Source organism: Pedobacter sp. WC2501 (genome assembly GCF_052682415.1).
In genome coordinates, this window is record NZ_JBQZFI010000001.1 from 1,330,599 (window position 1) to 1,356,449 (window position 25,851).

Annotated in this window: 25 protein-coding genes; 12 read left to right on the top strand and 13 right to left on the bottom strand. The window is 37.9% G+C overall.

Features of this window, described 5'->3' with window-relative positions; translation table 11 throughout:
- The first annotated feature begins 63 nt into the window (after positions 1 to 63).
- The 3 genes from ACUN24_RS05750 to ACUN24_RS05760 all read left to right on the top strand — a co-directional run bounded on the left by ACUN24_RS05750 (position 64) and on the right by ACUN24_RS05760 (position 3,086).
- The gene (locus ACUN24_RS05750) at positions 64 to 1,536 is read left to right on the top strand and encodes a DUF5687 family protein (RefSeq protein WP_445561641.1); all 1,473 of its coding nucleotides are present in this window, start codon (positions 64 to 66) and stop codon (positions 1,534 to 1,536) included.
- A gap of 2 nt (positions 1,537 to 1,538) precedes the next feature.
- Entirely contained in the window at positions 1,539 to 2,231 is a 693-nt protein-coding gene (locus ACUN24_RS05755) for an ABC transporter ATP-binding protein (RefSeq protein WP_445561642.1), read from the top strand.
- 177 nt (positions 2,232 to 2,408) lie between these two features.
- On the top strand, positions 2,409 to 3,086 hold the full coding sequence (locus tag ACUN24_RS05760) for an OmpA family protein (RefSeq protein WP_445561643.1): 678 nt from the start codon (positions 2,409 to 2,411) through the stop codon (positions 3,084 to 3,086).
- A 647-nt stretch (positions 3,087 to 3,733) separates the two neighbouring features.
- Here ACUN24_RS05760 and ACUN24_RS05765 read toward each other — a convergent pair.
- Positions 3,734 to 4,084, bottom strand: coding sequence for a hypothetical protein (locus ACUN24_RS05765; protein ID WP_025143454.1), 351 nt, complete (start codon positions 4,082 to 4,084; stop codon positions 3,734 to 3,736).
- Between the two features lie 105 nt (positions 4,085 to 4,189).
- On the opposite strand from ACUN24_RS05765, the gene ACUN24_RS05770 reads away from it, so the two are divergent.
- The 3 genes from ACUN24_RS05770 (at position 4,190) to ACUN24_RS05780 (ending at position 6,972) form a co-directional block, all read left to right on the top strand.
- The gene (locus tag ACUN24_RS05770; protein WP_445561644.1) at positions 4,190 to 5,215 is read left to right on the top strand and encodes a Gfo/Idh/MocA family oxidoreductase; all 1,026 of its coding nucleotides are present in this window, start codon (positions 4,190 to 4,192) and stop codon (positions 5,213 to 5,215) included.
- A 79-nt stretch (positions 5,216 to 5,294) separates the two neighbouring features.
- Positions 5,295 to 6,068, top strand: a complete 774-nt coding sequence (locus tag ACUN24_RS05775; RefSeq protein WP_315418320.1) for a zinc-dependent peptidase — start codon at positions 5,295 to 5,297, stop codon at positions 6,066 to 6,068.
- A gap of 13 nt (positions 6,069 to 6,081) precedes the next feature.
- Positions 6,082 to 6,972 (top strand): DUF6263 family protein, encoded by an 891-nt coding sequence (locus ACUN24_RS05780; RefSeq protein ID WP_445561645.1) that lies wholly within the window; start codon positions 6,082 to 6,084, stop codon positions 6,970 to 6,972.
- Positions 6,973 to 7,202: 230 nt separating this feature from the next.
- Here the strand turns inward: ACUN24_RS05780 and ACUN24_RS05785 are convergent, their stop codons facing one another.
- From ACUN24_RS05785 to ACUN24_RS05805, 5 genes are all read right to left on the bottom strand, one after another.
- The gene (locus tag ACUN24_RS05785) at positions 7,203 to 8,186 is read right to left on the bottom strand and encodes an alpha/beta fold hydrolase (RefSeq protein WP_445561646.1); all 984 of its coding nucleotides are present in this window, start codon (positions 8,184 to 8,186) and stop codon (positions 7,203 to 7,205) included.
- A gap of 131 nt (positions 8,187 to 8,317) precedes the next feature.
- A complete protein-coding gene (locus tag ACUN24_RS05790) occupies positions 8,318 to 9,175 on the bottom strand; it encodes a hypothetical protein (RefSeq protein WP_445561647.1) in 858 nt (285 codons plus the stop codon).
- A gap of 3 nt (positions 9,176 to 9,178) precedes the next feature.
- Positions 9,179 to 9,553, bottom strand: a complete 375-nt coding sequence (locus ACUN24_RS05795) for a GntR family transcriptional regulator (protein ID WP_344852338.1) — start codon at positions 9,551 to 9,553, stop codon at positions 9,179 to 9,181.
- On the bottom strand, positions 9,554 to 10,369 hold the full coding sequence (locus tag ACUN24_RS05800) for a hypothetical protein (protein ID WP_445561648.1): 816 nt from the start codon (positions 10,367 to 10,369) through the stop codon (positions 9,554 to 9,556).
- A 3-nt stretch (positions 10,370 to 10,372) separates the two neighbouring features.
- Positions 10,373 to 11,257, bottom strand: coding sequence for an ABC transporter ATP-binding protein (locus ACUN24_RS05805; protein ID WP_445561649.1), 885 nt, complete (start codon positions 11,255 to 11,257; stop codon positions 10,373 to 10,375).
- Positions 11,258 to 11,406: 149 nt separating this feature from the next.
- Here ACUN24_RS05805 and ACUN24_RS05810 point away from each other — a divergent pair, with 149 nt between their 5' ends.
- The 3 genes from ACUN24_RS05810 to ACUN24_RS05820 all read left to right on the top strand — a co-directional run bounded on the left by ACUN24_RS05810 (position 11,407) and on the right by ACUN24_RS05820 (position 14,000).
- Complete coding sequence (locus tag ACUN24_RS05810; RefSeq protein WP_445561650.1) at positions 11,407 to 11,826, top strand: DoxX family protein; 420 nt, start codon at positions 11,407 to 11,409, stop codon at positions 11,824 to 11,826.
- 2 nt (positions 11,827 to 11,828) lie between these two features.
- The gene (locus ACUN24_RS05815) at positions 11,829 to 12,818 is read left to right on the top strand and encodes an aldo/keto reductase (protein WP_445561651.1); all 990 of its coding nucleotides are present in this window, start codon (positions 11,829 to 11,831) and stop codon (positions 12,816 to 12,818) included.
- A 102-nt stretch (positions 12,819 to 12,920) separates the two neighbouring features.
- The gene (locus tag ACUN24_RS05820; protein ID WP_445561652.1) at positions 12,921 to 14,000 is read left to right on the top strand and encodes an NADH:flavin oxidoreductase/NADH oxidase; all 1,080 of its coding nucleotides are present in this window, start codon (positions 12,921 to 12,923) and stop codon (positions 13,998 to 14,000) included.
- 204 nt (positions 14,001 to 14,204) lie between these two features.
- On the opposite strand, the gene ACUN24_RS05825 is transcribed toward ACUN24_RS05820, so the two are convergent.
- Both ACUN24_RS05825 and ACUN24_RS05830 read right to left on the bottom strand, forming a co-directional pair.
- Complete coding sequence (locus tag ACUN24_RS05825; RefSeq protein ID WP_445561653.1) at positions 14,205 to 16,517, bottom strand: TonB-dependent receptor; 2,313 nt, start codon at positions 16,515 to 16,517, stop codon at positions 14,205 to 14,207.
- A 113-nt stretch (positions 16,518 to 16,630) separates the two neighbouring features.
- Positions 16,631 to 16,963: a hypothetical protein gene (locus ACUN24_RS05830; protein ID WP_445561654.1), complete on the bottom strand. Its 333-nt coding sequence runs from the start codon at positions 16,961 to 16,963 to the stop codon at positions 16,631 to 16,633.
- Positions 16,964 to 17,151: 188 nt separating this feature from the next.
- Here ACUN24_RS05830 and ACUN24_RS05835 point away from each other — a divergent pair, with 188 nt between their 5' ends.
- The 3 genes from ACUN24_RS05835 to ACUN24_RS05845 all read left to right on the top strand — a co-directional run bounded on the left by ACUN24_RS05835 (position 17,152) and on the right by ACUN24_RS05845 (position 19,851).
- On the top strand, positions 17,152 to 17,724 hold the full coding sequence (locus tag ACUN24_RS05835) for a TlpA family protein disulfide reductase (RefSeq protein WP_445561655.1): 573 nt from the start codon (positions 17,152 to 17,154) through the stop codon (positions 17,722 to 17,724).
- Between the two features lie 152 nt (positions 17,725 to 17,876).
- Complete coding sequence (locus tag ACUN24_RS05840) at positions 17,877 to 18,935, top strand: nucleoid-associated protein (RefSeq protein WP_193422833.1); 1,059 nt, start codon at positions 17,877 to 17,879, stop codon at positions 18,933 to 18,935.
- Positions 18,936 to 19,290: 355 nt separating this feature from the next.
- Positions 19,291 to 19,851: a transposase gene (locus ACUN24_RS05845; RefSeq protein WP_445561656.1), complete on the top strand. Its 561-nt coding sequence runs from the start codon at positions 19,291 to 19,293 to the stop codon at positions 19,849 to 19,851.
- A 39-nt stretch (positions 19,852 to 19,890) separates the two neighbouring features.
- On the opposite strand, the gene ACUN24_RS05850 is transcribed toward ACUN24_RS05845, so the two are convergent.
- The 5 genes from ACUN24_RS05850 to ACUN24_RS05870 all read right to left on the bottom strand — a co-directional run bounded on the left by ACUN24_RS05850 (position 19,891) and on the right by ACUN24_RS05870 (position 25,850).
- Positions 19,891 to 21,174, bottom strand: a complete 1,284-nt coding sequence (locus ACUN24_RS05850) for an IS4 family transposase (protein ID WP_445565126.1) — start codon at positions 21,172 to 21,174, stop codon at positions 19,891 to 19,893.
- 213 nt (positions 21,175 to 21,387) lie between these two features.
- A complete protein-coding gene (locus ACUN24_RS05855; RefSeq protein ID WP_445561657.1) occupies positions 21,388 to 22,734 on the bottom strand; it encodes a DUF58 domain-containing protein in 1,347 nt (448 codons plus the stop codon).
- A 242-nt stretch (positions 22,735 to 22,976) separates the two neighbouring features.
- The gene (locus ACUN24_RS05860) at positions 22,977 to 23,954 is read right to left on the bottom strand and encodes an AAA family ATPase (RefSeq protein WP_445561658.1); all 978 of its coding nucleotides are present in this window, start codon (positions 23,952 to 23,954) and stop codon (positions 22,977 to 22,979) included.
- Complete coding sequence (locus ACUN24_RS05865; RefSeq protein WP_445561659.1) at positions 23,935 to 25,125, bottom strand: DUF4350 domain-containing protein; 1,191 nt, start codon at positions 25,123 to 25,125, stop codon at positions 23,935 to 23,937. Before ACUN24_RS05865 ends, ACUN24_RS05860 begins: the two co-directional genes overlap by 20 nt.
- Complete coding sequence (locus ACUN24_RS05870) at positions 25,122 to 25,850, bottom strand: DUF4129 domain-containing protein (protein ID WP_445561660.1); 729 nt, start codon at positions 25,848 to 25,850, stop codon at positions 25,122 to 25,124. Before ACUN24_RS05870 ends, ACUN24_RS05865 begins: the two co-directional genes overlap by 4 nt.
- Position 25,851 lies beyond the last annotated feature (1 nt).

Consider the following 25,851-nt stretch of genomic DNA (forward strand, 5'->3'; position numbering starts at 1 on the left):
ACATTTTCTCCCGAATGCATACTAATAGGTATATTGACTAAAAATCAAACACCTAAACTAAATATGCTGAGTATTTTTTTAAGCCATCAAAGAAAATCTTTCTGGCGTTCGAGGAACAGGGGTAGTAGTATTGCTGGCCAGATTGTTCTGGGTTTCTTTATGCTTTACTTTTTTGCCATTGCTGTTGGCATAGGTTTTGGAATGTCACATTTCCTGCCAAAAATTTTCCCAAACAAAGAGGTGATTTCCAGTTTTAACGGTATCATCCTTTATTATTTCGCATTCGATTTTATCATGCGTTTGCAGTTTCAGGAACTACCCACCTTAAGTATTATCCCTTATTTGCATTTAAAGATTTCGAGGAGTAAAATTATCAGGTTTTTAAATGTTAAGGCACTATTCTCCGCATTTAATCTTTGGCCGTTTTTTATTTTTCTGCCATTCTGTTTTATTAAGATTTTGCCTGAATATGGAGCAATGGTTATGCTGATGTATATCGTTTCTATATTTTCGGTGATGGTTTTCAATAATTACCTGGTGTTATACATTAAGCGGAAATCGATCACCAATACCCTTTATACCTTTTTCGGGCTGGTTGTAATTGCTTCTTTTGCTGCTTTAGAGTATTATAAGGTTATTTCGATTATGGCTGCCTCCGACTTTGTATTCAGGGCCATCGCAGTACATCCTTTATACGCTTTTGCATTTACCCTGGCAGCTATAGCTATATTTTACCTTAACTCTACTTTCTTGCGTAAAAACTTATATGTAGAAGAGTTAAGTAGTAAACAAGAGAAAAAGGGCAGTACCGATTATGCTTTCCTTAACCGTTTTGGCAAAGTTGGCGAGCTGGCCGCTTTAGAATTAAAATTAATCCTCCGTCACAAACGCCCCCGCTCTGCGGTGATTCTGGGTTTCTTTTTCCTTTTTTATGGGTTTATTTTTTACAAGGAAAAAGCAATCAATACCGATGCTTTTGGCCAGATGATGTTCGGTGCCATTTTTATGACAGGTATTTCCATTATTGTTTATGGTCAGTTTATGTTTGCCTGGCAAAGTGCCCATTTTGATGGCATATTGGCCAATAAAATCAATTTTAAAGATTACATCAAGGCTAAATTTTTGCTTTTTACCATTGGCTGTACCGTTATTACTGTATTGGCTAGTTTTTATGGCTTTTTAAGTCCGAAATTATTGCTCCTGCATTTAGCCGCTTATTTATACAATATTGGCTTTGGAACAGTAGTGGTGCTTTACCTCGCTACTTTAAACTATAAACGCCTCGATATTACCAAAGCCGCAAGCTTTAACTACCAGGGAACTGGTGCTACCCAATGGCTTTTAATGTTTCCTTACGCACTTACACCCATTTTAATGTATGTACCCTTCGGCATATTGAATAAACCTTACTGGGGATTAGCTGTAGTGGGCATATTCGGTTTAATCATGCTGCTGTTAAGGGGCTTTTGGGTAAACTACATTGCAAAACGACTTGAAAAACAACGATATAAAATAGCCGAAGGCTTTAGAGAATAATTATGATTTTAGAAGTTAAGAAATTACAAAAAGTTTATGGCGATAAAACCGTTGTAAACATCGAAGATCTACAGATTGCTGCCGGAGAAACCGTGGGTTTAGTGGGAAATAACGGCGCAGGTAAAACTACTTTCTTTAGGATGCTTTTAGACCTGATCCGTCCAACCACAGGCGAGGTTTTATCGAAAGGCCAAAATGTTATGCAGAATGATGCCTGGAAGGATTATACCGCATCATTTTTGGACGAAGGTTTCCTCATCGATTATTTAACGCCTGAAGAGTATTTTATTTTTATCGGCAGTTTACACAATTTAAGTGTCGCCGATGTTTCTGCATACCTTAACCAATACGGCGAGTTTTTTAATGGCGAAATCCTCAACAGTGGTAAATACATCCGCGATTTTAGCAAGGGAAACCAGGTTAAAGTGGGTATTGCTGCCGCTTTAATGCAAAAGCCAGAGATCTTGATTTTGGATGAACCTTTTGCCAACCTAGATCCCACTACCCAGATCCGTTTAAAGAATTTGTTAAAGGCACAGGCAGGCAATATGACTACTTTTATCTCCAGTCACGATTTAAACCATGTTACAGATGTTTGTAGCCGCATTGTACTGGTAGAAAAAGGGCAGGTGATCAAAGATTTTAAAACAGATGAAAATACTTTAAAAGAGTTGGAGAGTTATTTCTCTGCATAGTTTTTGTACTAAGAATGATACAATATGTGAGAAGGGTCCTGATTTATCAGGACTCTTTTTTGTAAATAAGATTACTGTTTGTATCGTAAATTATCGAAATGGGCCGAAAATACGGTTATATTAGTTTTTGGCATTGTGTTTGAATATGTCGGGTAGAAATTATAAATCTATCATATCATGAGTATTTCAAAAGTAAAAATAGCAACATTAAGTATAGGGTTAGCAGTGGGTTCGATGGCATTCCAAAGTTGTGATAGTTTAACTAAAACACAAAAAGGAGCTGGTATTGGTGCTGCAGCTGGCGGTGTTATTGGTGCATTAATCGGTAAAAAAGCCGGTAATACAGCAGTTGGTGCTTTAATTGGTGGCGCTATTGGTGGTACAGCGGGTGCTTTTATCGGTCGTAGAATGGACAGACAGGCAGCTGAAATTCAAAAAGCCATACCTAATGCGGAAGTTATTCGTGAAGGAGAAGGTATTATTGTAAAATTTGATAGTGGTATTTTATTCGATTTCGATAAAACTGCTTTAAAAGATGCTGCTAAAACCAATATTCAGAGTTTAGCTTCTTCGTTAAACCAATATCCTGATACAGATATCAAAATTATCGGACATACTGATAGCCGTGGTACCGAACAATATAACATGGGGCTTTCAGAAAGAAGAGCAGCTGCTGTGAAAGCTTATGCTGTTTCTCAGGGTGTTCCATCATCAAGATTAGTTACCATGGGTAAAGGTTTTGCGGAACCAATTGCAGATAACGATACTGATGCTGGCCGTGCGGCTAACCGTCGTGTAGAAATTGTAATCGTGGCTAACGATGCATTAAAAGCATCAGCGCAAAAACAAGGATAATACCGCAAATTCCCTCTACCTATGAGGTCATTATATATGCAGCCCTGGTGTACATTCACCAGGGTTTTTTAGTTAACTTAGGTTTGGTGCTGGCCAGGCCAAACTTACGAAGTTTCGCTTAGCCCAGGCCGGGGCCAACTTCGTAAGTTTTTTGATGTGGTGTCAGATGTTTCCATCTGACACTGCTAGTTTATATTCTCATCTTTTTTTGAAAAGCAGGTTCCTGTTAGTATCGGTTCCGAAAGCCCCGCCATTCGCTTTACAGCTCTGCGTTCGATGTCCGCTACTGTTGGGTTTAGTTACCTTGGGTTTGGTGCTGGCCAGGCCATATTTAAGAAGTTTCGCTTAGCCTAAGCCGGGGCAAACTTCGTGAGTTTTTCCGGCGCACCTGCAACTCCAAATAGTTGCACCGGCAGAATTTCTTAAACGGGATTGAAGCGGCATACCCGATTTTTCATCGGGATATAGCGAAAAGCCCGACTAACATCAAAAAAAGCAGAAGACTTTGCTTTCCAAAATACTTAAATTGAGTTTTAAACAGGCTTATATCGAAAGGGAATGATACTGTGTAGTGATGTTATCATCTGACTGAGTAGATTTGCGTCAGATAGAAATATCTGACGCCACGGATGATAGCACAATAAGATTTAGTCAGCAGAATAAATATCTTCGAAATAACTCACCACTAGTGATTTCATCAGCATTTCCTGCTCTAACATGGTATAAGGCGGAATGGCTTTTATTAACTTCCAGTGCGGCCAACCATCCTGATCCAAGCCCTCTAATTCATAAAAGCCCATTTCGCTCAATAAACGGCAGGTGGCAATGTGCATCAGTTCTTCTTTCTGGCGTTTACTGTATTTCTTCGGGCCTTTGCCCAATTCCTGAACGCCGATGAGAAAAAGCATCACCTTTAAATCAGGAAAGTCGGAATCAAATTCAGTTGAAATCCTTTCCTGTAAAACTTTCCATTTGGCATTAATCTCCGACGGCTTCATATCTGCAAAGATAGTGTAAAAACGTGTAAGCCTTAAGTAAAACGTTTAGGCTTTTTAACACTTAGGCTTGAATGGTAATGGTATTTTTGGTTACATTTATAACCTATGGATACGAATATCAATAAAACAATTCATGCCGGTTTATTAGCTTATGGCATGTCAGGTAAGGTTTTTCACGCGCCATTCCTAAATGCACATGATGGTTTCAATCTAAAGGCCGTAGTAGAGCGAAGCCATAAAAATGCAGTTAACGATTACCCCAATATTATTAGTTACAATAGCGTTGATGAACTTTTGAACGATGAAGAAATTGATTTAGTGGTAATTAATACCCCAAATAACCTTCATTACGAACATTCGAAAGCCGCATTAAATGCGCATAAACATATTCTGGTTGAAAAACCTTTTACCGCTAATACTGAGCAGGCCAAAGAACTTTTCGAACTGGCCGATAGCGTTGGCAAACAGATTTTCTTTTACCAAAACCGCCGTTGGGACAGCGATTTTACTTCGGTAAAAAAAGTGCTTGAAAGTGGCAAGCTGGGTAAACTGGTTGAAGTTCATTTGCGTTACGATCGTTACCGCAATGTGATCGGACCGAAGGCATTTAAAGAAAAGCCGGTAGAGGCCAGCGGACTGTTATACGATTTAGGTCCTCACTTGTTAGATCAGGTGATCGGTTTATTTGGCAAACCATTGAGTTTTCATAAAATTTTGGGTAAAAACAGGGCAGGTACCTTGGTTGACGATTATTTCTCGATTCAATTGAGCTATCCCAACAGTGTAAATGTTTTTGTAACCTCGAGTATGTTGGTGGTGAACCCACAGCCAGGCTTTATATTACATGGCGTAAATGGTAGCTTTATTAAACAAAGAACCGATATCCAGGAAGAACAGTTACTCGCGGGTATGAAATTAACTGATCCAGGCTACGGCGTTGAGCCTGCAAATAAGTATGGTTTATTAACCACTATTGATGCAGATGGGAACAAAACCGAGGAGACTATTCCATCGGAGGTAGGAAGTTATCTGCCCCTTTTTGAAGCTGTTTATCAGGCAATAACCAATAATCAGCCATATCCGGTTACCAGGGAAGATGTTCTCGCTCAATTAGAAATTATCGAAAGCTAACCTCCAATTTGTACAATCTATTAAATCGGTGTAATCACCTTAAATCTGCATAATCACTCTAATCTGTGTAATCTTTATTATGAACTCGTTGCCATTTGCTTATTTAATCCCTATTTTTTTGATTGCCCTTTACCTTATTCTTAAAAAAAAGAAGGTAACTATTGAGCCTTTAACAGATGTGGACAAAAAAATACTCGATGATTATGTAGGCTATTACCATAATCTTGATTCGACTGATAAGCTTAAGTTTGAGCAGAAAGTGGCTGCATTTTTCAGTGCGGTTAAAATTGAAGCAGTAGGTTTGGAAATGACAACTTTAGATGAATTGCTGATTGCTTCGAGCGCCGTGATTCCTATTTTTGGTTTCGATGACTGGCAATACAAAAACTTAACCAGCGTATTATTGTATCCGGATACTTTTAACAAAGATTTTCAGTTTGATGGCGGGGAAAGGAATATTATGGGCATGGTGGGTACAGGTTATATGAACGGACAGATGATTTTATCGCGTTCGGCGCTGCGCCATGGTTTTTCTAAAAGTGCCGGGAAAGAAAATACAGCGATACACGAATTTGTCCATCTTTTGGATAAATCGGATGGGGCAACTGATGGCGTTCCTGAAAATTTATTGGCACATGAGTACACTTTACCATGGATTAAAATGATGCATGAAGAAATGGAAAAAATTGAGGATAACAAGTCTGATATTAACCCTTATGCCATCACCAATCAAGCTGAATTTTTTGCCGTGGTTTCTGAATATTTCTTTGAAAAGCCTGAGCTGTTAAAAGATAAACATCCCGAATTGTATTTTCAGTTAAGTCGCATTTTTGCGCAACAGCCTGCCGGTTAAAATGAATTATCAAATGAGAGTATTAGCAACCATAATGTTTAGCCTGATTTCGATCAGCAGTTTTGCGCAGAAAACCTATGTGTTAAGGCAAAATTATCCGACAGGTTATAGGTATGATTTCTCCATTAACTCTGATCAGATCATCAATCAGAAAATTGGCGGTCGGGATGTGCATTTAACCCAAAATATAGGCACTGATTATACTTTCGATATTACCGAAGGCCACAATGGAGAAAAAGATGTGAAAGTAACCTACAACAGGATTTTTATGAAATCCGTTGCGATGGGTACTACAATGACCTATAATTCGGATGAGCAGGACAGCACCAAAAAAAATCCATTTAGTGGTTTAAAGGGCGCTTCTTTTTTTATGACGGTAACGCCATACGGAGGGATAAAAACGGTTGCGGGCATTGATAAAATGCTCGACAATATGGCGTCAAAAATGACTACAGATACCAGCCAGGTAAAACAGATCAAAAATGCCTTAAGCAAACAGTTCAGCGAAGAAGTGGTAAAACAGACCATGGAATCATCGTTTAAAATATATCCGGAAAGAGCAGTTAAAATTGGCGATAAATGGACGGTTGATACAAAACTGCAAATGAGTATGCCTATCGAAACCATTACCGAATATACTTTGAAAGAAGTGAAAGATGGAATTGCCATCCTCAGCGTAAAAGGCGCATTGGTATCAAAAGGAAGTTTTGAGGCTATGGGCAATAAAATGGAAACCGATTTAAAAGGGACTAACTCAGGAGAAACATCTATTGATATTAAAACCGGGATCGTGCTGAACAGTCACCTGCGTATAGAGCTTTATGGGAAAATGAAATCGATGGGGCAAGACATTGATTTTGACATGCAGGGTATTAATAAAATCGTGGGGAAAGAGGTGAATTAATTAGGTTTATAGTTGGATCGTCATCTCGACTGAAGAGCAACAAAACGGAGAGATCTATTTTTACTACTTCATTTTCTTTTTACCGCCTAAGCCAGCTTAGCGCACTAAGTATTAGATTTACCTGGACTTTCATAGATATTAGACCTCGCAGGTTTAATTCGGAGTGTTTGATGTTTTTAGTGGCCTCATTGATGGCTTCGCCGTTCTGAAACCTGCGAGGTCTTTTAAAATTACAAACTCCCCGTTAATGCCACCAGGAATTCCGTTGGGATTTCAATATGAGGAATATGGCCGCAGGCATCAAATTCGATAATTTTAGCACCAATAATTTTTGCAGCAGTTTGTTTGCCTAAAAGTCTGTACTGGCCGTGTAAAGCCTGTTGATCAGGTGTAAGTAAACCTTTGCCCACAATGGTTTTATCTTCTTTGCCGATAAACAAAACGGTAGGTACTTTTAAATTCTGAAATTCGTAAACAACAGGTTGTTCGTAAATCATGGTATAGGTGAGTGCAGCTACTTTAGCCCAGCGCGGATAATCAGCACTGTTGGTTACACCACCGGCAATATCAACCAGGTATTCGTATTCAGGTTTCCAATAGGTAAAATAAGAGCCTTGATAATATTTCCTAACACTTTCTGCCGTAGTTTTTAACTCGGTTTGGTATTGCTGTGCGGTGGTAACGTAAGGAACAAAAGTTTTATAATCTTCTAAACCAATCGGGTTTTCGAGCAGTAGTTTTTGGGTTGTTTCGGGGTACATTAAAGCAAAGCGTGTGGCTAACATACCGCCCATGCTATGGCCTAAAACCACCGTTTTTTGAATGCCTAAGGTATCCAGGAGTTTTTTGTTCCAGGCCGCCATCTGGTGAAAGCTGTAATGGACAAATGCTTTTGATGATTTTCCAAAACCGATTTGATCAGGAACAATAACCCGATAACCAATATTGGTTAATGCTTTGATGACATTGCCCCAATAATAACCGCCAAAATTTTTTCCATGGAAAAGAATCGCTGTTTTGCCGTTTGCATTTGCGGTAGGCGCAACATCCATATAGGCCATTTTAATATCCTGTCCTTCGGTATGAATAGGAAAATATTTGACCGGATAAGGGTATTTAACGTTATCTAAGGTAATAGAAAGGGTGTCTGTTTTTGCCTTTACGTGGTTAAGAACAAATAAGCTAAGGGAAAGTAAAAGGAAGTATCTCTTCATTGGTGGGCTAATAATGTAAAAACTAATTGGCTCAAGTTAAACTTTTGCCAATTAGTTAGCTTAAAAATCATGCCCTTTTTACAAAATCAAAATATTCTAAAATAATATGTGTCATTTTGGGATACTAAACGTTATTTGATCAATTGTTTTAAATTAATGGTAGGCATTTGGATACTTGTTTCATCAGAAAGGTTTCCACTCGCTTTGTTAATTTTTACGTGCTGAAAACTTACCTCATTTCTACCTATGCTAGTTAATGATAGGGTTTCTATCAGGCTTATATTTTTATTCTCCTCATTTTTGAACTCTGCTTTCGCATCTTTCAATTTGAGGTCGACATTTAACAGTGACATGTTGTTTACGGTTAAGTATCCCGTATTGATTTCGGCATGCAAGTTTTCAATTTTTGCATCTTCAATAGTAATTCCAGTTATCACCACATCTTGTTTTTGATATGTAGTATTTTTTACCAGATGCAGGTTTTTGATTTTCATATCTTCCCCAAATCTGAAGTTTGCACCTTTAGTGATGTCTACATTTAAGCTATCAGTATTTACCGATAATCCCTCAACGGATACATTATTAAAAGTAATGCCTTTTAAGTTTGGTGAAAAGATTAGTAGTGTGCCATGCTGGTAGTTGCGTTCTGCTTTTAAGGATATGTTAAGTTTTCCATCTTTATCTACCTTATATTGGATGGAAGGGGCAAGATCGTTCGTTGCTTTAAGCAAAAATTTATCGTTTGCGATGATTTTTATATTAAGGTAAGATGATTCTGATCCATTAATTACCACTTGTTGAAATGCCTGGACAGGAAATTTTTTAATAAACCGATCAGCTTCACTATCTATAGTTTCGGCTCCTGTTATCATTTTATCATAGGTCTTATTATCGATCCGGTTTGCTTTGGCAATTAAGATCATTACTGTTAATGGAATGATGAGCAGTGCAATTGCCAGTCCCATTAATAATTTATTGCTTGTTTTCATTTTTTAGGCGTTAAAGTTTTGTGATACAAAAGTTTGATAGCGGGATTTTAACTCATCGAAATCGATTTCCAATAGATAAAGATTTCTGAATAGGTTTGGGAGTTCATCGTCAATGAAACTGGTTTTTCGATATTGTTTTACCTGATCAATGGTATCATCCGCCAAAAAGAAACCAATCCCCCTTTTATTGTTAAGGATATTCTTACCCTGTAACAATTCGTATGTCCGCATTACCGTATTGGGGTTTACTTCCATTTCTATCGCCATTTCCCTAACCGATGGGATTTTTTCGTCGGCTTTCCATTTACCTAATAATATCTGCTCACAAACGTATTCAGCTATCTGTAGGTAAATGGCCTTGTTGTTATTAAATTCCATTTAAGCCTCCTTTTCTTTTAAACGTATAAATGAGATCAACCAGAATGCCAATGTTAATAATATGCCCATTAAACTCATTATGAATAAGATATTACTCTCGTCTTGCCAGTAGTGATTTCCAACCCAAACTGTATTACTGGTTAGCCTTCGCATCACAAAAATTGTTGAAGTAACCCAAAGCACCCCAAATACCATTACAGAAATTGCTGTTTTGATGTAGTGAAATCTGTTAAAATAGATTGAACCAAGAAGAAAAATACTGGTGATAAGAAACGGCACTGTGATGAAATGCAAGAGGTAATTTCTATAATTTTCATCATTGACGATTTGCGCAGAAATACTTTCAACAGGTTTTGGTAACGATGCCTTAGCCCCACTCATCTTAAATTCTGAAAGATGTGCGTTAATGTATTTCACAAAAGGCAGATCGACCAGGTAAAATAAAATTAAATAGGTAGCCAGGCTAAGGATAGCCGTGTAAAAGATACCTCCTAAAAACTTTTCAAATGTAGAAGCGGGCGTCATCAGTTCTAAAATGGCCCTCGATTTCTGTCCCAGGATATTAAAATAGCTACTGGCTACGATACTGATAAAAACAAATCCCAAAATCAGGAAAAGAGGGTAACGGAAACGCATATCAAGGTCGCCGTCGTAGTCAAAATTATTGTTCTTAAGAGGCGAGGGTATGCTATAGCTGTAAAATCCCACTAGAATTCCCAACAATACCACAAGGCTGATCAGGTAAATTTTTCCAAAATCAAGCCATTGTCTTTTAAGCAATAAGCCAAATCGATTAATATTAAATGTGTTGTTCATCGCTTAACTGAATAGAGGTTTAAATTTGATTTTTTCTGCGAGTATGGCATTAAAAAGTAACTCCATATCTAATTTGCTTTCTTCCTGGTGGTAGTTTGGCATTACAGCATTATAACCAGAGAGGGATGGCTCAGCATAAATAATGCTGTCGTCAATTTCCTTTACTTTTTTAAAGGTCAATTTTGTGGTAATTTCTTCTACTGTTGCTTTAAGGGCAATATCATTCTCATCAAGCATAATCACCGTGTCGATCAAGTTATCCAAATCTCTAACCTGGTGCGTAGAAATGATAATGCAGCGCTCATCCGTCATGGCTGAAGCCATAATTTTCCTGAACTGTGCTTTTGATGGAATGTCCAAACCATTGGTAGGTTCGTCCATAATCACCAGTTTCGCCTGGGTGGCCAGACCGAATGCGATAATTACTTTTTTCTTTTGTCCATAACTCATATTGATGAGTTTCTGTTCAACCGGAATATCAAATTCTTTAATCAGATCAGTGAAATAATTGTGGTCGAAATTCTTATAGAAAGGGGCATTGGCTTTTATATACGCATCAATTTTTACCGATGGCAAATAAAATTCTTCTGGGATAAAACAAATCTGCTCTAAAAGCGCGGGTTGTCTTTTCGCAGGGTCATAACCCATTACCTCCAGTGTACCGCTCTGTGCATACACCAAACCAGCGAGGTTTTTTAATAATGTTGATTTGCCGGCGCCGTTTTTACCGAGCAAACCGTAAATATGGCCATTGCTTAACCGCATGCTCATATTTTTAAATAATGGCTTATGCTTACTGTAGCCAAAATTAAGATTGTTAATGTTGATCATATCTACTGTATTAGTTAAATAATACACTAAAGTATAATCTTGTTTTGTTATCTCCAAATTTTTGGAGAAAAAAGTTTAGCGTCAGTCATTTCCAGTCTTACGCCCAACGCCATACGCTTCGCTCTTCGCCCTCTGCTTCCGCCATTGAAAGGTAAAATATCAGTCTAATAATTGTTGCATTAAAACATCCTTAATGTGCAGATTGTATGTTTGTAGTACATCGATATAGTATGGATACAAAATGGGCATATTTACTTAGCCGCTTAGCCATTGGTTTAAGTTTTTTCGGACATGGTTTAGTACGTTTACCAAAACTTGCTGGTTTTAGTAAATGGATGGTGGGGCAATTTTCGAAATCGTATTTGCCTGATGCATTGGTTATTACCTTCAGTTATGTTTTGCCTTTTGCCGAATTTATTGCAGGCTTAATGATTATCTTAGGTTTATTTACCAGGCAAGGGTTATTATTTGCCGGAGTGATTTCGTTAGCGCTGATTTTCGGAACGACGGTAATTGAAAACTGGGAGGCACTGCCTTCTCAACTCATCCATGTCGCATTTTTATCAATACTACTCGCTTACCTGCCGCATAACAGTTACGCGGTTGATCAAATCATTAAAAAATAATTATGGAATACAGAAAAATTGGAAACTCAGATTTAGAACTTTCGGTAATCACATTTGGAGCCTGGGCTGCTGGCGGCTGGATGTGGGGAAGCACAGATAGAAACGATGCAATTAATGCAATTAAAGCCGGTTATGATTTAGGGGTTACGTCAATTGATACTGCACCAATTTATGGTCAGGGAGATAGTGAAGAAATTGTAGGCGATGCAATAAAAGGCATTTCACGTGATAAATTACAATTGGTAACCAAATTCGGGATGCGTTGGGATCTGGCCAAAGGCGATTTCGGCTTTAAGAGTAAAAACAACGATGGAAAAGAAATCGATATTTATAAATATGCCGGAAAAGAAAGTGTGATTTATGAATGTGAGCAATCTTTAAAACGCCTGGGCACCGATTATATAGATCTTTACCAGATCCACTGGCCTGATGTAACTACACCGATCAGCGAAACTTTCGAAGCCGTGAGCAGGTTAATTGAACAGGGTAAAGTGCGTTATGCAGGCGTATGCAACTATGATGCAGCGCAATTAAAAGAAGCAGATCAGACTTTAGAAATTATTTCTAACCAGATCCCATTTAGTATGGTAAACCGCAGCGTTGAAGAGGAAACTGTTCCATATTGTATCGAAAACAATAAATCGGTTCTGGCTTATAGTCCGATGGAACGTGGTTTATTGACCGGAAAAATGACTGCTGATTATAAATTTGAAGAAGGCGATCACCGCCAAGGAAATAAATTTTTCTTACCGGAAAGTATCGAAAAAACAAATGCGTTTTTGGCTAAAATAAAACCGTTGGCCGAGGAGAAAAATGCTACCTTATCTCAGTTGGTGTTACGCTGGACGGTTGAACGCCCGGGTATCACCATAGCTTTGGTTGGCGCAAGGAATGAAAAACAAGCGGTACAAAATGCAGGAGCGATAAACGTAAAATTAAACGATGAAGAAATTCAGTTCATCAATACCGAATTAAAGAACGCTGGTTTTTAATTGTAATATAACCACAGAGTACACGGAGTTTTTCACAGAGAAAAGCATTCGGTGTGCTCTGTGTATTTCTCCGTGCCCTCAGTGTTAAAATATTAAAAAGATATGTCCAAATTATTTTCTCCTTTAACCATAAAGGATGTAACCCTAAAAAATAGAATTGTGATCTCGCCGATGTGCCAATATTCGGCTATTGATGGCTTTGCCAACGATTGGCACCTGGTGCATTTAGGAAGCCGTGCTGTTGGTGGTGCAGGTTTAATTATCCAGGAAGCTTCTGCGGTAACAGCTGATGGAAGAATCACTTATGCCGATCTGGGCATCTGGAAAGATGAACATGTAGAAAAACTGAAACAGATCGTTTCTTTTATTCATCAGAATGGTGCTATAGCTGGGATCCAGTTGGCACATGCAGGTAGAAAAGCCAGTTGTGAGGTGCCATGGAATGGTGGAGAACAGATTGCTGCAGGCGAAAATAGCTGGAAACCGGTTGGTCCATCGACACTTCCTTTTAAACAAGGACAGGTTGAACCACACGAATTAACGATATCAGAAATTCAGGATATTGTTTTTGCGTTTAGGGCAGCAGCTAAACGTTCATTGGATGCAGGCTATAAAGTAGTAGAAATACATGCTGCACATGGTTATCTACTGCATCAGTTTTTTAGTCCGCTGAGTAATAAACGTACAGATGTTTACGGTGGAAGTTTCGAAAACCGGATCCGTTTAGTCATTGATGTGGTTGAAGCGGTGCAATCGGTATGGCCCGAAAACCTGCCTTTATTTGTCCGCATTTCGGCAACCGACTGGACGGAAGGTGGCTGGAACGAAAATGACTCATTGCAATTGGCTGCGGTATTGAAAGATCGGGGTGTAGATTTAATTGATACTTCTTCGGGTGGAAATGTACCTGATGCTTTTATTCCAGCAGGACCAAATTACCAGGTTCCTTTTGCAGATAAAATCAGAAATGAAATCGGCATTTATACCGGTGCAGTTGGTGTAATTGTTGAGGCCCACCAGGCAGAAGAAATTCTGGAACAGGAAAAAGCCGATTTAATTTTTATTGCCCGCGAATCGTTGCGTGATGCTTATTTCCCTACACACGCGGCACAGGTATTAGGCGACAATACGGAATGGCCAAACCAGTATGTAAGGGCAAAAAGGGAAACGTTTAAGAAGTAGTTGAGGTGGCAGCGACTCTCCCTCAGGTTGCCGTCATTTCGAGCGGAGTGCAACGCAGTCGAGAAATCTGTCTAGATAGATCTCTCCATTTCGCTACGCTTCAGTCGAGATGACGACGATTTATCGTAGAAAATACTTATAACAAAAAAGCGGAGTGATCTCATCGATCAACTCCGCTTTTTTGTTATAAAGAAATTAATGATCTTATTTAACCACCTGGAAAGGAATATACAATCCGAAAGTGATGTTTCTGCCAGGGTTGTAAACGCCTAAATTCAGGTTTTCCTGGTCAAAACGACCTGGTTTAAACCTGCTTAAAGCATCATAATATTTCTGGTTTAACAAGTTGTTGGCCGAAACCGATAATTTAACAGGTTGTTTGCCTAAATTAAATGTAGCGCCGATACCTGCATTTAACAAGGTATAACCGCTGGTTGGCGTTTCAAAAACATCATCCACACGGGTTTGTTTAAATGCAGAGTTGATACCTACAGAAAGGTATGCATCATTTGTGCCTTTAAGTTTAGGTTCGAAACGCAGCTCATTTCTCAATGTTCCGGCTGGAATAAATGAAAGCGGTCTGTTTAAAGTATTGTTCTGGGCATGAACATATCCAAATGTGTTTTCGAAATGGATAAACGGAACAGGGTGGATGGTAAGGCTTGCTTCAGCACCATAAAGATTGGCATTTACCTGTCCATAGCGGTAAACGTCATAAAGTGTACCGTCAGCTACTCTTTGTTCGCCATTGGTAGATGCATAAATATAATTGTGGATATAGTTGTTATAGATGCTTGCACTTGCACTCACAATTTTTCCTTCATATTCTAAAGCCGCATCTACCTGGTAACTGCGCTCAGGGTTTAAAGCAGAGTTACCCACCTCGTATCTAGATGTGCCTTCGTGTACACCATTGGAGCCTAACTCTGCAGGGTTAGGTGCACGGAAAGCAGAACCGGCATTCGCTTTAAAGTTCCATTCTTCGTTAAATTGATGCGTAAAACCTAAGGCACCGCTCACATTGGAAAATTTATTTTTAAATGGTGCAAATTTTTCTTCGCCTTCTTCAAAAAGTTGCTTTCCGTTATTTTTTCTGAAATCGTAACGGGCTCCAATACTAAAAGTACTGTTTTCCCAGTTTTTCTTCGCATAAGCAAACACACCTAAACCAAAAGTATTGTAAGCAGGGATTAGAAATTCTTTTCCTTTATTTTGACTATGGCCATCATCTACACTTACACCAAAAACGGGCTGCCATCCATTAGTTTCGTGGATATAATATTTCAGATCTGCATTGTACGTTTTAAGATCGAAGAACAAAGCTGGGGTTGGCTCGTCTAACTCTCTGCGTTGATTTTGCTGATAACCCAAATCAACCTTTAAATTGCCATTACCTATAATGAAATTATTGTTCAACGCAATTTTAAAGTGCCTGATATCCTGACGCGGGTATTCTAACGTACGACTCTTATTATCTTTGTTTGTGAAGGAACTACTGTCCTCTCTCACGAAATTTCCATTCGCATCCAAAGTAGGGTCGTAAAAACCGATATTATTATGAAAGTTAGAAACATTTAAGTGAGTATAACCCCAGCTTTTGTTCAAGCCTACCATACCGCTTAAATCGGTTTCGTTAAAGCCCGAATTAGGAAAGTAACCTGTAGGTGTTTTAAAAGAATAGGCATTTTTATAGGTGCCACGCGCTCTCCAAACAAAGCCATTTTCGTTCCCGTTTAACATCAATGAGTTAGCGGTAAGGCCATTGTTGGTAGAGTAATTGCTAATAAATTCACCTTTTACCTGTCCTTCTGGAGCTGAACTAGGCTCTAATAAGTTAATTACACCACCCAATGCGTCCGAACCGTACATTAATGATGCTGCACCACGTAAAACTTCGATACGGTCTGATTTAAACTGATCGATTTCTATACCATGTTCGTCACCCCATTGCTGGCCCTGTTGTTTAATTCCGTCATCTAAAGTTACAATCCTGTTGTAGCCCAAACCTCTTATTACTGGTTTGGAAATAGAAGGTCCGGTAGTGATCTGTGATACTCCAGGGATTTTAGTCAATGCATCAATTAAATTGGTAGAAGGTTGCAAAAGCTGATCCTTGCCCACTATCGCCGATGAAGCACTATTTCGTTTGCTTGTACTGCTGATTAAACTTCCTGTGATTACGATCTCCTTTGTTTCTATTGCAGTAGGCTGTAAAGAAAATTCTAATCCGTCTGCGCTGGCAAAATTTACCACTTGTGTAGCGGTTTTGTAGCCTACGTAATGTACTTCAACCAGGTAACTTCCTCTCGAAGGAAGGTTATTCAATGTAAATTCCCCATCATTGTTGGTTACGGCCGAAACCTTTAAATCCGGAATAAAAATGGTAGCACCTGGTAATGTTTGTTTTGTACTGGCATCAATAACCTTACCTTTTATATCTTTTAGCAAGGCAGCGAAAGCAGTATTGCTTAATAATGTATATAGAATTACCAAGCCAATAAGCTGTAATTTTTTCATGTGTTGTGTTTAAATAAAAATGATCGGAAAGCCCAATAAATAGCCTTTTTGAAGCTAGTTTAGGTTTCATCTAAAAAAAATGGTTTAGCGCGCTTGCGCTCGAAATGAAAAAATTAAGCTAATGGGGGACCGCGTAAGCAAGTGCGCTTTATTTCGGTAAAAGCATTCTTTAACGTAGGTTCGGTACGGCTAAAGATTTTAGCTGATAAGAAGATTTTGTAAATGTGGTGCGTTTGCACATAGTTTTTTTCAAAACTCGCATTACAAATTAAACAAGTATCGCCATGGGCCTGTACGTGACTAACATGTTTACAGTTAACCTCTTTCTCCACAACCGGAAGAGGATTATGGTGGTGAAGTACACTCCAAGGAGTTAAAGCAATAGCAAATACGATCAGCATAAATACCGATAAATATTTTTGAATGTTTTGTCTATGCTTTTTCAACAGGCCAAAAGTAGTAATTCTTAATCAATTATATATATTTACAAAGTAACATTGTATTTATAGTGCTATGACCCTTTATTTAATCGATAGTTTAACGTAAGCGGTACAATAAATTTTATAATAAATTATTCGAATATCAATTGCAAACCTATTTGGTTATGATTTGCGATACAGAAAACAAATAATTAATGAAGTTCATCAGGAAAAATATATTCAACGCTTTATTTGTCATTTTCCTATTGGTAATTGTTTTTGTACCCGATGCAAAAGCATTTTTTATTAAAGGTTTAATAGAGATTGGTTTTTATAAGCCCAATGTTGAAACGCCGAAAGAAAATGTTGCAGGTCTCAACGGGATCCGGTTTAAAGATGTTAAAGGAAATCTGATTGATCTGGGAGATTTAAAAGGTAAGATTATCTTTCTCAATTTTTGGGCAACCTGGTGCCCACCATGTAGGGCCGAAATGCCTTCAATTAACAAGCTTTATACACAATTTAAAGAGAATAAAGATATCGTCTTCATTTTTGCAGATGCTGATGGTGATTTTGCTAAATCGGGCAAGTTTATGTCCGATCGTAAATATGCAATGCCAATTTATAAAGTAGAAAGTGATATTCCTGAAAAAGTATTTGCGGGTTCCTTGCCTACAACTATCATTTTCGACAAGCAGGGCAGGCTATCTTTCAGGCATGAAGGCGTGGCAAATTATGCCGATCAAAAGATCATTGATTTCATCAATAAATTAAAAAGTAGCCGTTAGTTTCTATCAGTCTTATCAATTTTAAAATTTTAATCAATAAAATTTGATGCTGAAATGATTTCTGTATTTGAGCGAATGTTGAACAATTGGTTGAAGAATGGCTATGTGATTTTTGAGTAAGGTTAACCAATCATTTTGTTATTTTTGCTGCCATGATTTCATTTTTCGAGGCTTCGCTTAAGCAACTTTCCATCCACCATACCGGTAATAAACTGGTTGAAGAGTATTATAAATTATCTGATGCACCTTTAAAAATCGAAGATGAACTATTAGGAAACCTGCTGATGCAGTATTTCTTAAAGCCTTTCGAAAAAGTTAATGAAGTTTACCGTTTTTATCATCCCAATGATAATTTAGCGCTGAACGAAGTATTCCACTTTGCACATGAGATTTTTGAAAACAATGCGCTTTTTCATGAAGACTCGCAGCAGCTGGCCAAATATTTATACGATGTAGCCAACCACCCCAAAATTAAATCGGGTGAATTGTATGTTGCTTATTTCGAAAAAGTGCAGATAGAAGGGGAACAACTGGATGTTTTGGGGATTTTCAAATCTGAAACCAAAGATACTTACTTAAAGGTTTACCCTGAGCTGGATGGTTTTAACATGAGCTACGAGCAGGAGGCCATCAGCATTAACAAATTGGATAAGGGCTGCCTGATCTTTAACGTAGACAAAGAAGAAGGCTATAAAGTGGTGGTTTTAGATCAATCGAAAAGTAGCAACGATGCTGCCGTTTATTGGAAAGATGAGTTTTTGAAGCTGAAAATCAGGAACGATAGTTATAACCAAACCAATAACGTTTTAGGCGTTTATAAAAACTTTGTCACCCAGAAATTGGATGATGATTACGAAATCAGTAAAGCGGATAAAATCGATCTTTTAAACCGTTCAATGAAATACTTCAAAGAAAAAGAAACCTTTGATATTGAAGAATTCGGGAATGAGGTAATCGGTAATGCCGAAGGGATCGAATCGTTCAAGAATTATAAGAAAAATTACGAAGAGGAATTCGAAAGCCCGATTGCCGATCATTTTGAGATCGCCGAATCTGCCGTTAAAAAACAGGCCCGGGCTTATAAAAGTGTATTAAAACTGGATAAGAACTTCCACATCTATATCCACGGCAATAAAGACATGATCGAGAAAGGTTACGACGATGATAAATCGATGAACTTTTATAAAGTATACTTTAGAGAAGAAGAGTAGGGTTAGTCAGTAGTCTTAAGTCGTGAGTCTTCTGGCGATCGTCAATTTTAATTCCTCGGTCTGTGTCCGCACAGACCGAAGCAAATCTTTATTTAACAGATTTCAATTATTGGTAGTTATTGATTATTGGTCTGTGAGGACACAGACCAAGGGATTTGGCGGTGTCGATTTTGGACTGATTTCAAAAAACCGATTCCTCGGTCTGTGTCCCCACAGACAGAAACAAGCATTCATTTAACAGAGTCCAATTCTTAGTAGTTATTGGTTATTATTCTGTTATTCTGTGAGAGCAAAAACCAAGTATAAGTGTGTATTCTCATTGAAAAAAATTGAAGTTAATTTTTTAATTTTAATAATGGAAAAGGACATCTTCAGACAAGATCGTAATTCAAAGATGCTTTTGAAAGAAGTTTATTTTTGGACGGATACGGTTAAAGATTGGAAGAAGGTATTTTCTATCGACAAGTATAAAATAGTAGTAATTGATACTTTAAGGGAATTAGTCAATAGAAAAAAGATTATTGTTTATGCTTTTGTAATTATGCCAAATCACCTGCATTTGGTATGGCAGATGGTTGAGGAGAATGGAAAAGAGATGCCTCATGCAAGCTTTAATAAATTTACTTCCCATCAGATTTTTCAAGATTTGAAGGTTCATCATCCAGATATATTACCTTATTTTAAAGTATCAGATACAGAAAGAAATTTTCGCCTGTGGCAAAGAGATCCATTAGCTATTCTTATGGATACGCAGGATAAACTTGAACAGAAAATAGATTACATCCATCTTAATCCCTTACAGGAAAAATGGCAGTTATGCGAAAAACCTGAAGATTACGAATGGTCATCTGCCAGGTTTTATGAAACGGGAATTGACAATTATGGATTTTTAACCGATTATAGAAATCTCTTGTAGGTTTTCGGTCTGTGTCCCCACCAATGCTATTAACTTAAGCTATTTATATGTTTGGTGAGCTCTGTTTTTCCTCTTTTTAAATGTTACCCTAATAAAGCTTCTGTCTGGTTTTATGGGTATTTTAGAAGATGCTATTAGTTTAATAAGAGATTGAATGATATGCTCTGGGTTTAGCGTATTTAGTATTTGGATAATTACTTTTCTAACAAACCTGAAAGCATTTTGCCAATTGTATTTATATTTTAGTTTTCTTTTTTTGTTCTTGTCGATCTCCTGCTGTGCCTGGATGCCTAATAAAGCTACCAGATTCATCATAAATATATGTGCTTCAAACTCCTGGAATATTCCATCAGGTTTTCGACAACCAAACTGCTCTAGTTTCATCTTTGGTTTTAGTTTTTTAAAGCCTTCTTCTACAGGCCATCTTAGGCCATAAAGCACTTTCATATTCTCTGTGCAGATATCATTCATATCAAATAAGGAAGAAACAAGTATTTCTATCTCTCCAGTTTTCAATTGGATTTTTGTAACCCTAACAACGATTTTTTCAGTATTTAACCCATGTTTTAAACAGGATTTTCTTTCATTTGGGCTTGGATCCCACTCTGTTATAAAATCGTTTTCAGTCTGTTGGGTTATCCGTTTTGCAAAACAGGACTGAGCGGTGCTTATGCGAATGCAGAAATTCTGTTTTACTGCGTAAAGGCTTTTGCAGATATGAAAATATCCAAACCCCCGGTCTAAAATAACTATGGATTTACGGCCTGGGAGTTCTTCAATGCATGCATCAAAAAGTGTTTTTTCTGTTTTCTCCATCTTTGATATCCTTTTAGAAAGAATTGCCCCACTAAAAACATCATAAAACATAAAAATCTGTGCTAAACAACTTTTTACACTACCACCTTTTTCTGAATAGATTCCAAAAAAGTCTTTTATCTGCCTGGAAGGTGGTAACCCAACAGTAGAGCCATCACCGGCAATCAATTGATATCCCCTCCAAAGTTGTGAAGGGTTCTGTTTGTGGTAATCTGCCAGTATTTTGTTCAGATCCTTAAAAAAGGAGATGGATATTTTATATCGAGCCTTAGAAAAAGCTGCACCTGTTACCGCTTTTGAGGATAAACTAGGCAAAATTGTAGAAAGATTATACTCTACAGATTCTTTAAAAAGATTTAATACGATAGATACAACAACAGGGAAGCTTAAACTCCGCTTACGGGTAAAAAAGATTGGTTCTTTAAGGTATTGGGAAAAACTGTTTTTATCCTGAATGAAATCAAATGTTTTTTTTAGGAGCCACTTTATGTTGCTCCAATTTTTGATTCGAAGAAATTATACTCATTTACTTTACTTGTTTAATAGTTAAATATCAACATAATAATTTGATTTTCAAATATTTAAAACACTAAGTTAATAACATTGGTGTCCCCACAGACAGAAATAAATCTTCATTTAACAGATTTCTATTATTGGGAGTTATTGACCTTTAGGGACACAGACCGAGGATAAGATAATCTCCAAGCTCTCAACTCCAAACTAAATCCGCTGCTGTGCCTTCAGTGCCAGGTATTGATTAATAACATTAACGGTAAGCTTTTGTGGTGGCGTAAGAATAGCCAAAATGCCATGTTTGTTCAATTCTTTAACCATCAGTTTTTTCTCGTAGATAAACTTTTCTGCAATCGTTTTATGGTAAATGCCTTCTACATCTTTGGCCGGATCGGTGCTTAAGCCTTTAAGTTCGGTGTTTTCGAAAAATACAACCACCAATAAGTGATACTTGGCGATTCTTTTTAAATAGGGTAACTGACGTTGAAGTGCCGATAAACTTTCGAAATTGGTAAAGAAAACCAAAAGTCCGCGTTGTTTTACAACCGAACGGACAGTAGAATAAAGTGCCTCTAAGTTACTGTCCAGATACCGGGTTTTTTCTTTGTACAGTACATTCATAATACTGCCCAGCTGCGAAGCTTTACGATCTGCAGGTACTATTGAACCGATGGTTTCTGATAGGGTAATTAAGCCCGCTTTATCTTCTTTCAGCATGGCTACTTTCGATAAAGCAACACTTGCATTGATGGCATAATCGAGCAGACTTAAGCCTTCGAAAGGCATGCGCATTACCCGCGATTTATCGATGATGCAATAAATATTCTGCGATTTCTCATCTGTATAGGTATTCACCATCAAGCCACCTTTTCTGGCGGTAGCTTTCCAGTTAATGGTACGGATATCGTCGCCGCCAACATAGTTTTTAATCTGGTCAAACTCGCTGCTCTGTCCAACCTTTCTGATTTTTTTGATCCCAAACTCGGTTAAATATCTGGAAACGGCCATCAATTCGTACTGACCAAGATTGATAAATGAAGGATAAACGGGGAGAACTTTTGCTCCATCGAAATTATAACGCCGACTGATTAAGCCCAATGGAGAACTAATATACGTTCTGATAAACCCGAAATCATATTCACCGCGTTTGGTTGGCCTCAAATTATAGTGGATTGATTTTATCTCTGCAGGTTTTAAATGGAGTCTAAAATCTTTATCGCGGATCTGAAACTGAAAAGGTATTTCGTCGATTACCCTTGCATTTACCCCAAAACCATATCGGTTTGCGATTTCAATCTGGATCGGATTTTCATCGCCGTTGCTCAAACGCTTCGAAGTAAATCTTTTTACTTCAACTCCCTTGCTATTACGGTAGAGGATAAAAAGATCGATAAAAAACAAAACAGCTACCGCTCCAGTTGCAATTTCTGGGATATCGCCCAGCCAGGCAAAAAAGAACTTCAACAAAAAAAGTACAATACAAAACCCTAAGGCCGTAAATAAACGATCGGTTAGGAATAGATTGGTATAATATTGCTGAAAGAATTTTTTCAATTGTAGAGATTGTTTAATCGGTTAAATGTTGAAACTAGTTAACTGTATTATGGCAATTGCTAACCCGATCGCTGGATTTGAACATTGTTATTTGATCATTGGTAATCGTTCAAATCGGTTAATTGCAAACTGCGAACTGAAAATTGACAACTGTTTTAGTTAATCGATTACCCTTCGACTCCGCTCAGGATGACTTATTAATGGTAATTAAGACTAATGACTACAGAATCAAGACTGTGGACTTACCTCGGTACTTCAATTTTTTTAATAATCTGGTTTACAATATCGGTTGTGGTTAAGCCTTCCATTTCTTTTTCAGGAGATAACAATATCCTGTGAGCCAATACAGGGCTTGCAACGGCAATGATATCATCCGGTGTAACAAAATCGCGGCCTTGTATGGCAGCAAAAGCTTTTGCGCTATGTACAATGGCTAATGATGCCCTAGGCGAAGCACCTAAATAAAGGGATGAATTGTTGCGGGTTTCGGTTACAATTTTGGCGATAAATTCTAATAGCTTCGGCTCAACAAATAAATTGCGGATAATTGCCCTGGCCTCTTGTATTTGTTGCACGGATAATACAGGTTTTACGTCGTTTAATAACGTTTTGTTAACCAAAGTATGTTGTGCGGTTAAAATTGCCGTTTCTTCTTCCAGAGAAGGATATTTAACCTCGATTTTGAAAAGGAAACGATCTAATTGAGCTTCGGGCAAACGGTAAGTCCCTTCCTGCTCAATCGGGTTCTGAGTAGCCAATACCATAAAAGGCTCATCCATTATATAGGTTTGTCCATCAATGGTTACCTGGCGTTCTTCCATCACTTCGAAAAGTGCAGATTGGGTTTTGGCCGGTGCACGGTTAATTTCGTCAACCAGAATAATATTACCGAAAATCGGACCTTTCCTGAATTCAAAATCACCAGCTTTGGTATTGAAAATCGGGGTACCCAATACATCCGAAGGCATTAGATCAGGCGTAAACTGTACCCTCGAAAATTGAGCATCGATTGATTTGGCAAGCAGTTTGGCGCTTAACGTTTTTGCTACACCCGGAACGCCTTCAATTAAGATATGTCCATCGGCAAGTAAACCAACAATTAAAAAATCGATCACCTGTTTTTGGCCTACTATGATATTTCCAAGTACGGTTCTAATCTGATTTACAGCTGCATTTAATGCACTTAAATCGGTACGTGGGTTAAACTGTTCTTGTTCCATTGCTTTGCGTAATTTTATAAAACTGTTCTATGCTTTCGTTTAAATTGATCAATTGTGTATCGCTCAGGTTGCCCATTTGAGGTATTTCGATAAAATATCTGGTTAACGTTTTGGCAAGGGCTTCGTTAATCCCCGTTTTTTCCATTAACAACTGGGCAAATTTGCTGTCGATATCATTTGTTTTAAGGTAATAGCTGCTCCTCAGATGTTCCATAAAGTAGTTGATTTTTTTTAAGGCGATATCGAGGTTATTCCGCTCATGATAATACACACTACCAACCACATGAACAAAGGCCAATGACGAATTGGTAAGTGGATCGGCAATGGGGATAATCCTTTGCCTGCGTTTGATATCGTAGAAAACAAAAATAATCAAACTGAAAATGCACAGGTAATAGGCAAATTTAAGTTCGGGGTGTTTGAAAAATACCCTGAGCATATCAGTTGTGGTATTTTCCTGTCCGGCAAAATATTCATCAAAAATTACCTGGGTATTTCCCTGCAGGTAACTCAGGGTTTTTGCAGCATATTCAGCCCCATATTTATCCAATAGGTTAAAATTGGTATAAAACCCCGGTTCTGCAATCAGGTATAGATTTCCTTTCCCATAATTGTAGCGGATGAAGTTAGGTTTCCCATCCCCGTTTACACCAAGTACAGTCGCCTTATTGGTGTCAAGTTTACTGTAATATTGACTGCCAATTCCCCTGTCGAAACCATAGTTTGCGTCAGTTTTTAGGTTTGGGTTGGTGAAATTCAGTGTGCTGCCTTCGGCCGACATGGCGCCAACCGCTTGCAATTTAAGGGTCTTTTCTATCTTGCCAAGATCGTAACTGGCAATAAAGGCATCATTACCAGCCTGCATGTATTTAACCAGCTGGCTGAAATCCGTTTTGCTGATCTCTGCTTTTTGGGCAACGATCAAATAAGCCGTTTTGTTAAATTTTTTAGTCTTTAAAGTATTGTAAATGGCGTTTTTAGATTGATGAATCGTTGCCTTTGGTAAAATATCCTTGATCCGATGGTACAAGATGTATGTTCCGTAAGGTATTTTATCCTTTATGGCATAAGTTGGTGCCCAGTTTGTTGGTGTGGGTTTGTTGTATTGGGCAACTAAATAAAGGAGGATCAGGATGGAACCAATAATCAGATATGTTTTATAACCTTTCATTTAATCTGGTTGTTAAACTGGTTAAACGACTGGTTAATTGGTTCAAATTTCACCTCATCGATAGGGAAATCGCCGTACCAGATGTAATCGAACTGTAAGGTAAGTCTACTGAAATCATTTCTGAGTTCGGGTTTAGTGATTTCCATTAAATAATTGTAATTGGTTTTATCGGGTTGCCAATTGATGATTTCAGCATCACTTAATTTTTTTAGCGCCCTCAAGTATAAAAGCCTAACTGCCAAACGGAATTTCCTTTCGGCAACTAATCTTTGCAGTTCCTGTTCGTAATCAATCTCATGGATGTTTTCGGTAATTACATCATAAGGAAGAATGGTTTCTTTTGATTTTTTCCTGAATATGTTTTCAGCTCCGATGGTTTTGATCACGATATACAGGATAAGCGCTATACCAAGCCCGATAAAAATATACCTCGAAATTAAATTAGAGGTTGCCCCTTGAATCAATGAACCAATTAAATTCCAAAACCACATCCAGAATTTATCCCACCAGGAAAGCTGCTGCTGGCCAATTTCATCATATTGGAATTCTTTTTGCTCTTTATAACTGCTGATCGAATCCTTATCAAATTTTGATGGGGTAATTTTAGCACTATCAATCCTGAGTTCCTTAACAATAGTTTTCGGTTTAACAGTTTGCGCATTGCTGATTACCGGAATAAAAAACAAAAGGGAAACGAGAAGATATCGGATGAAAATACGCTGCATT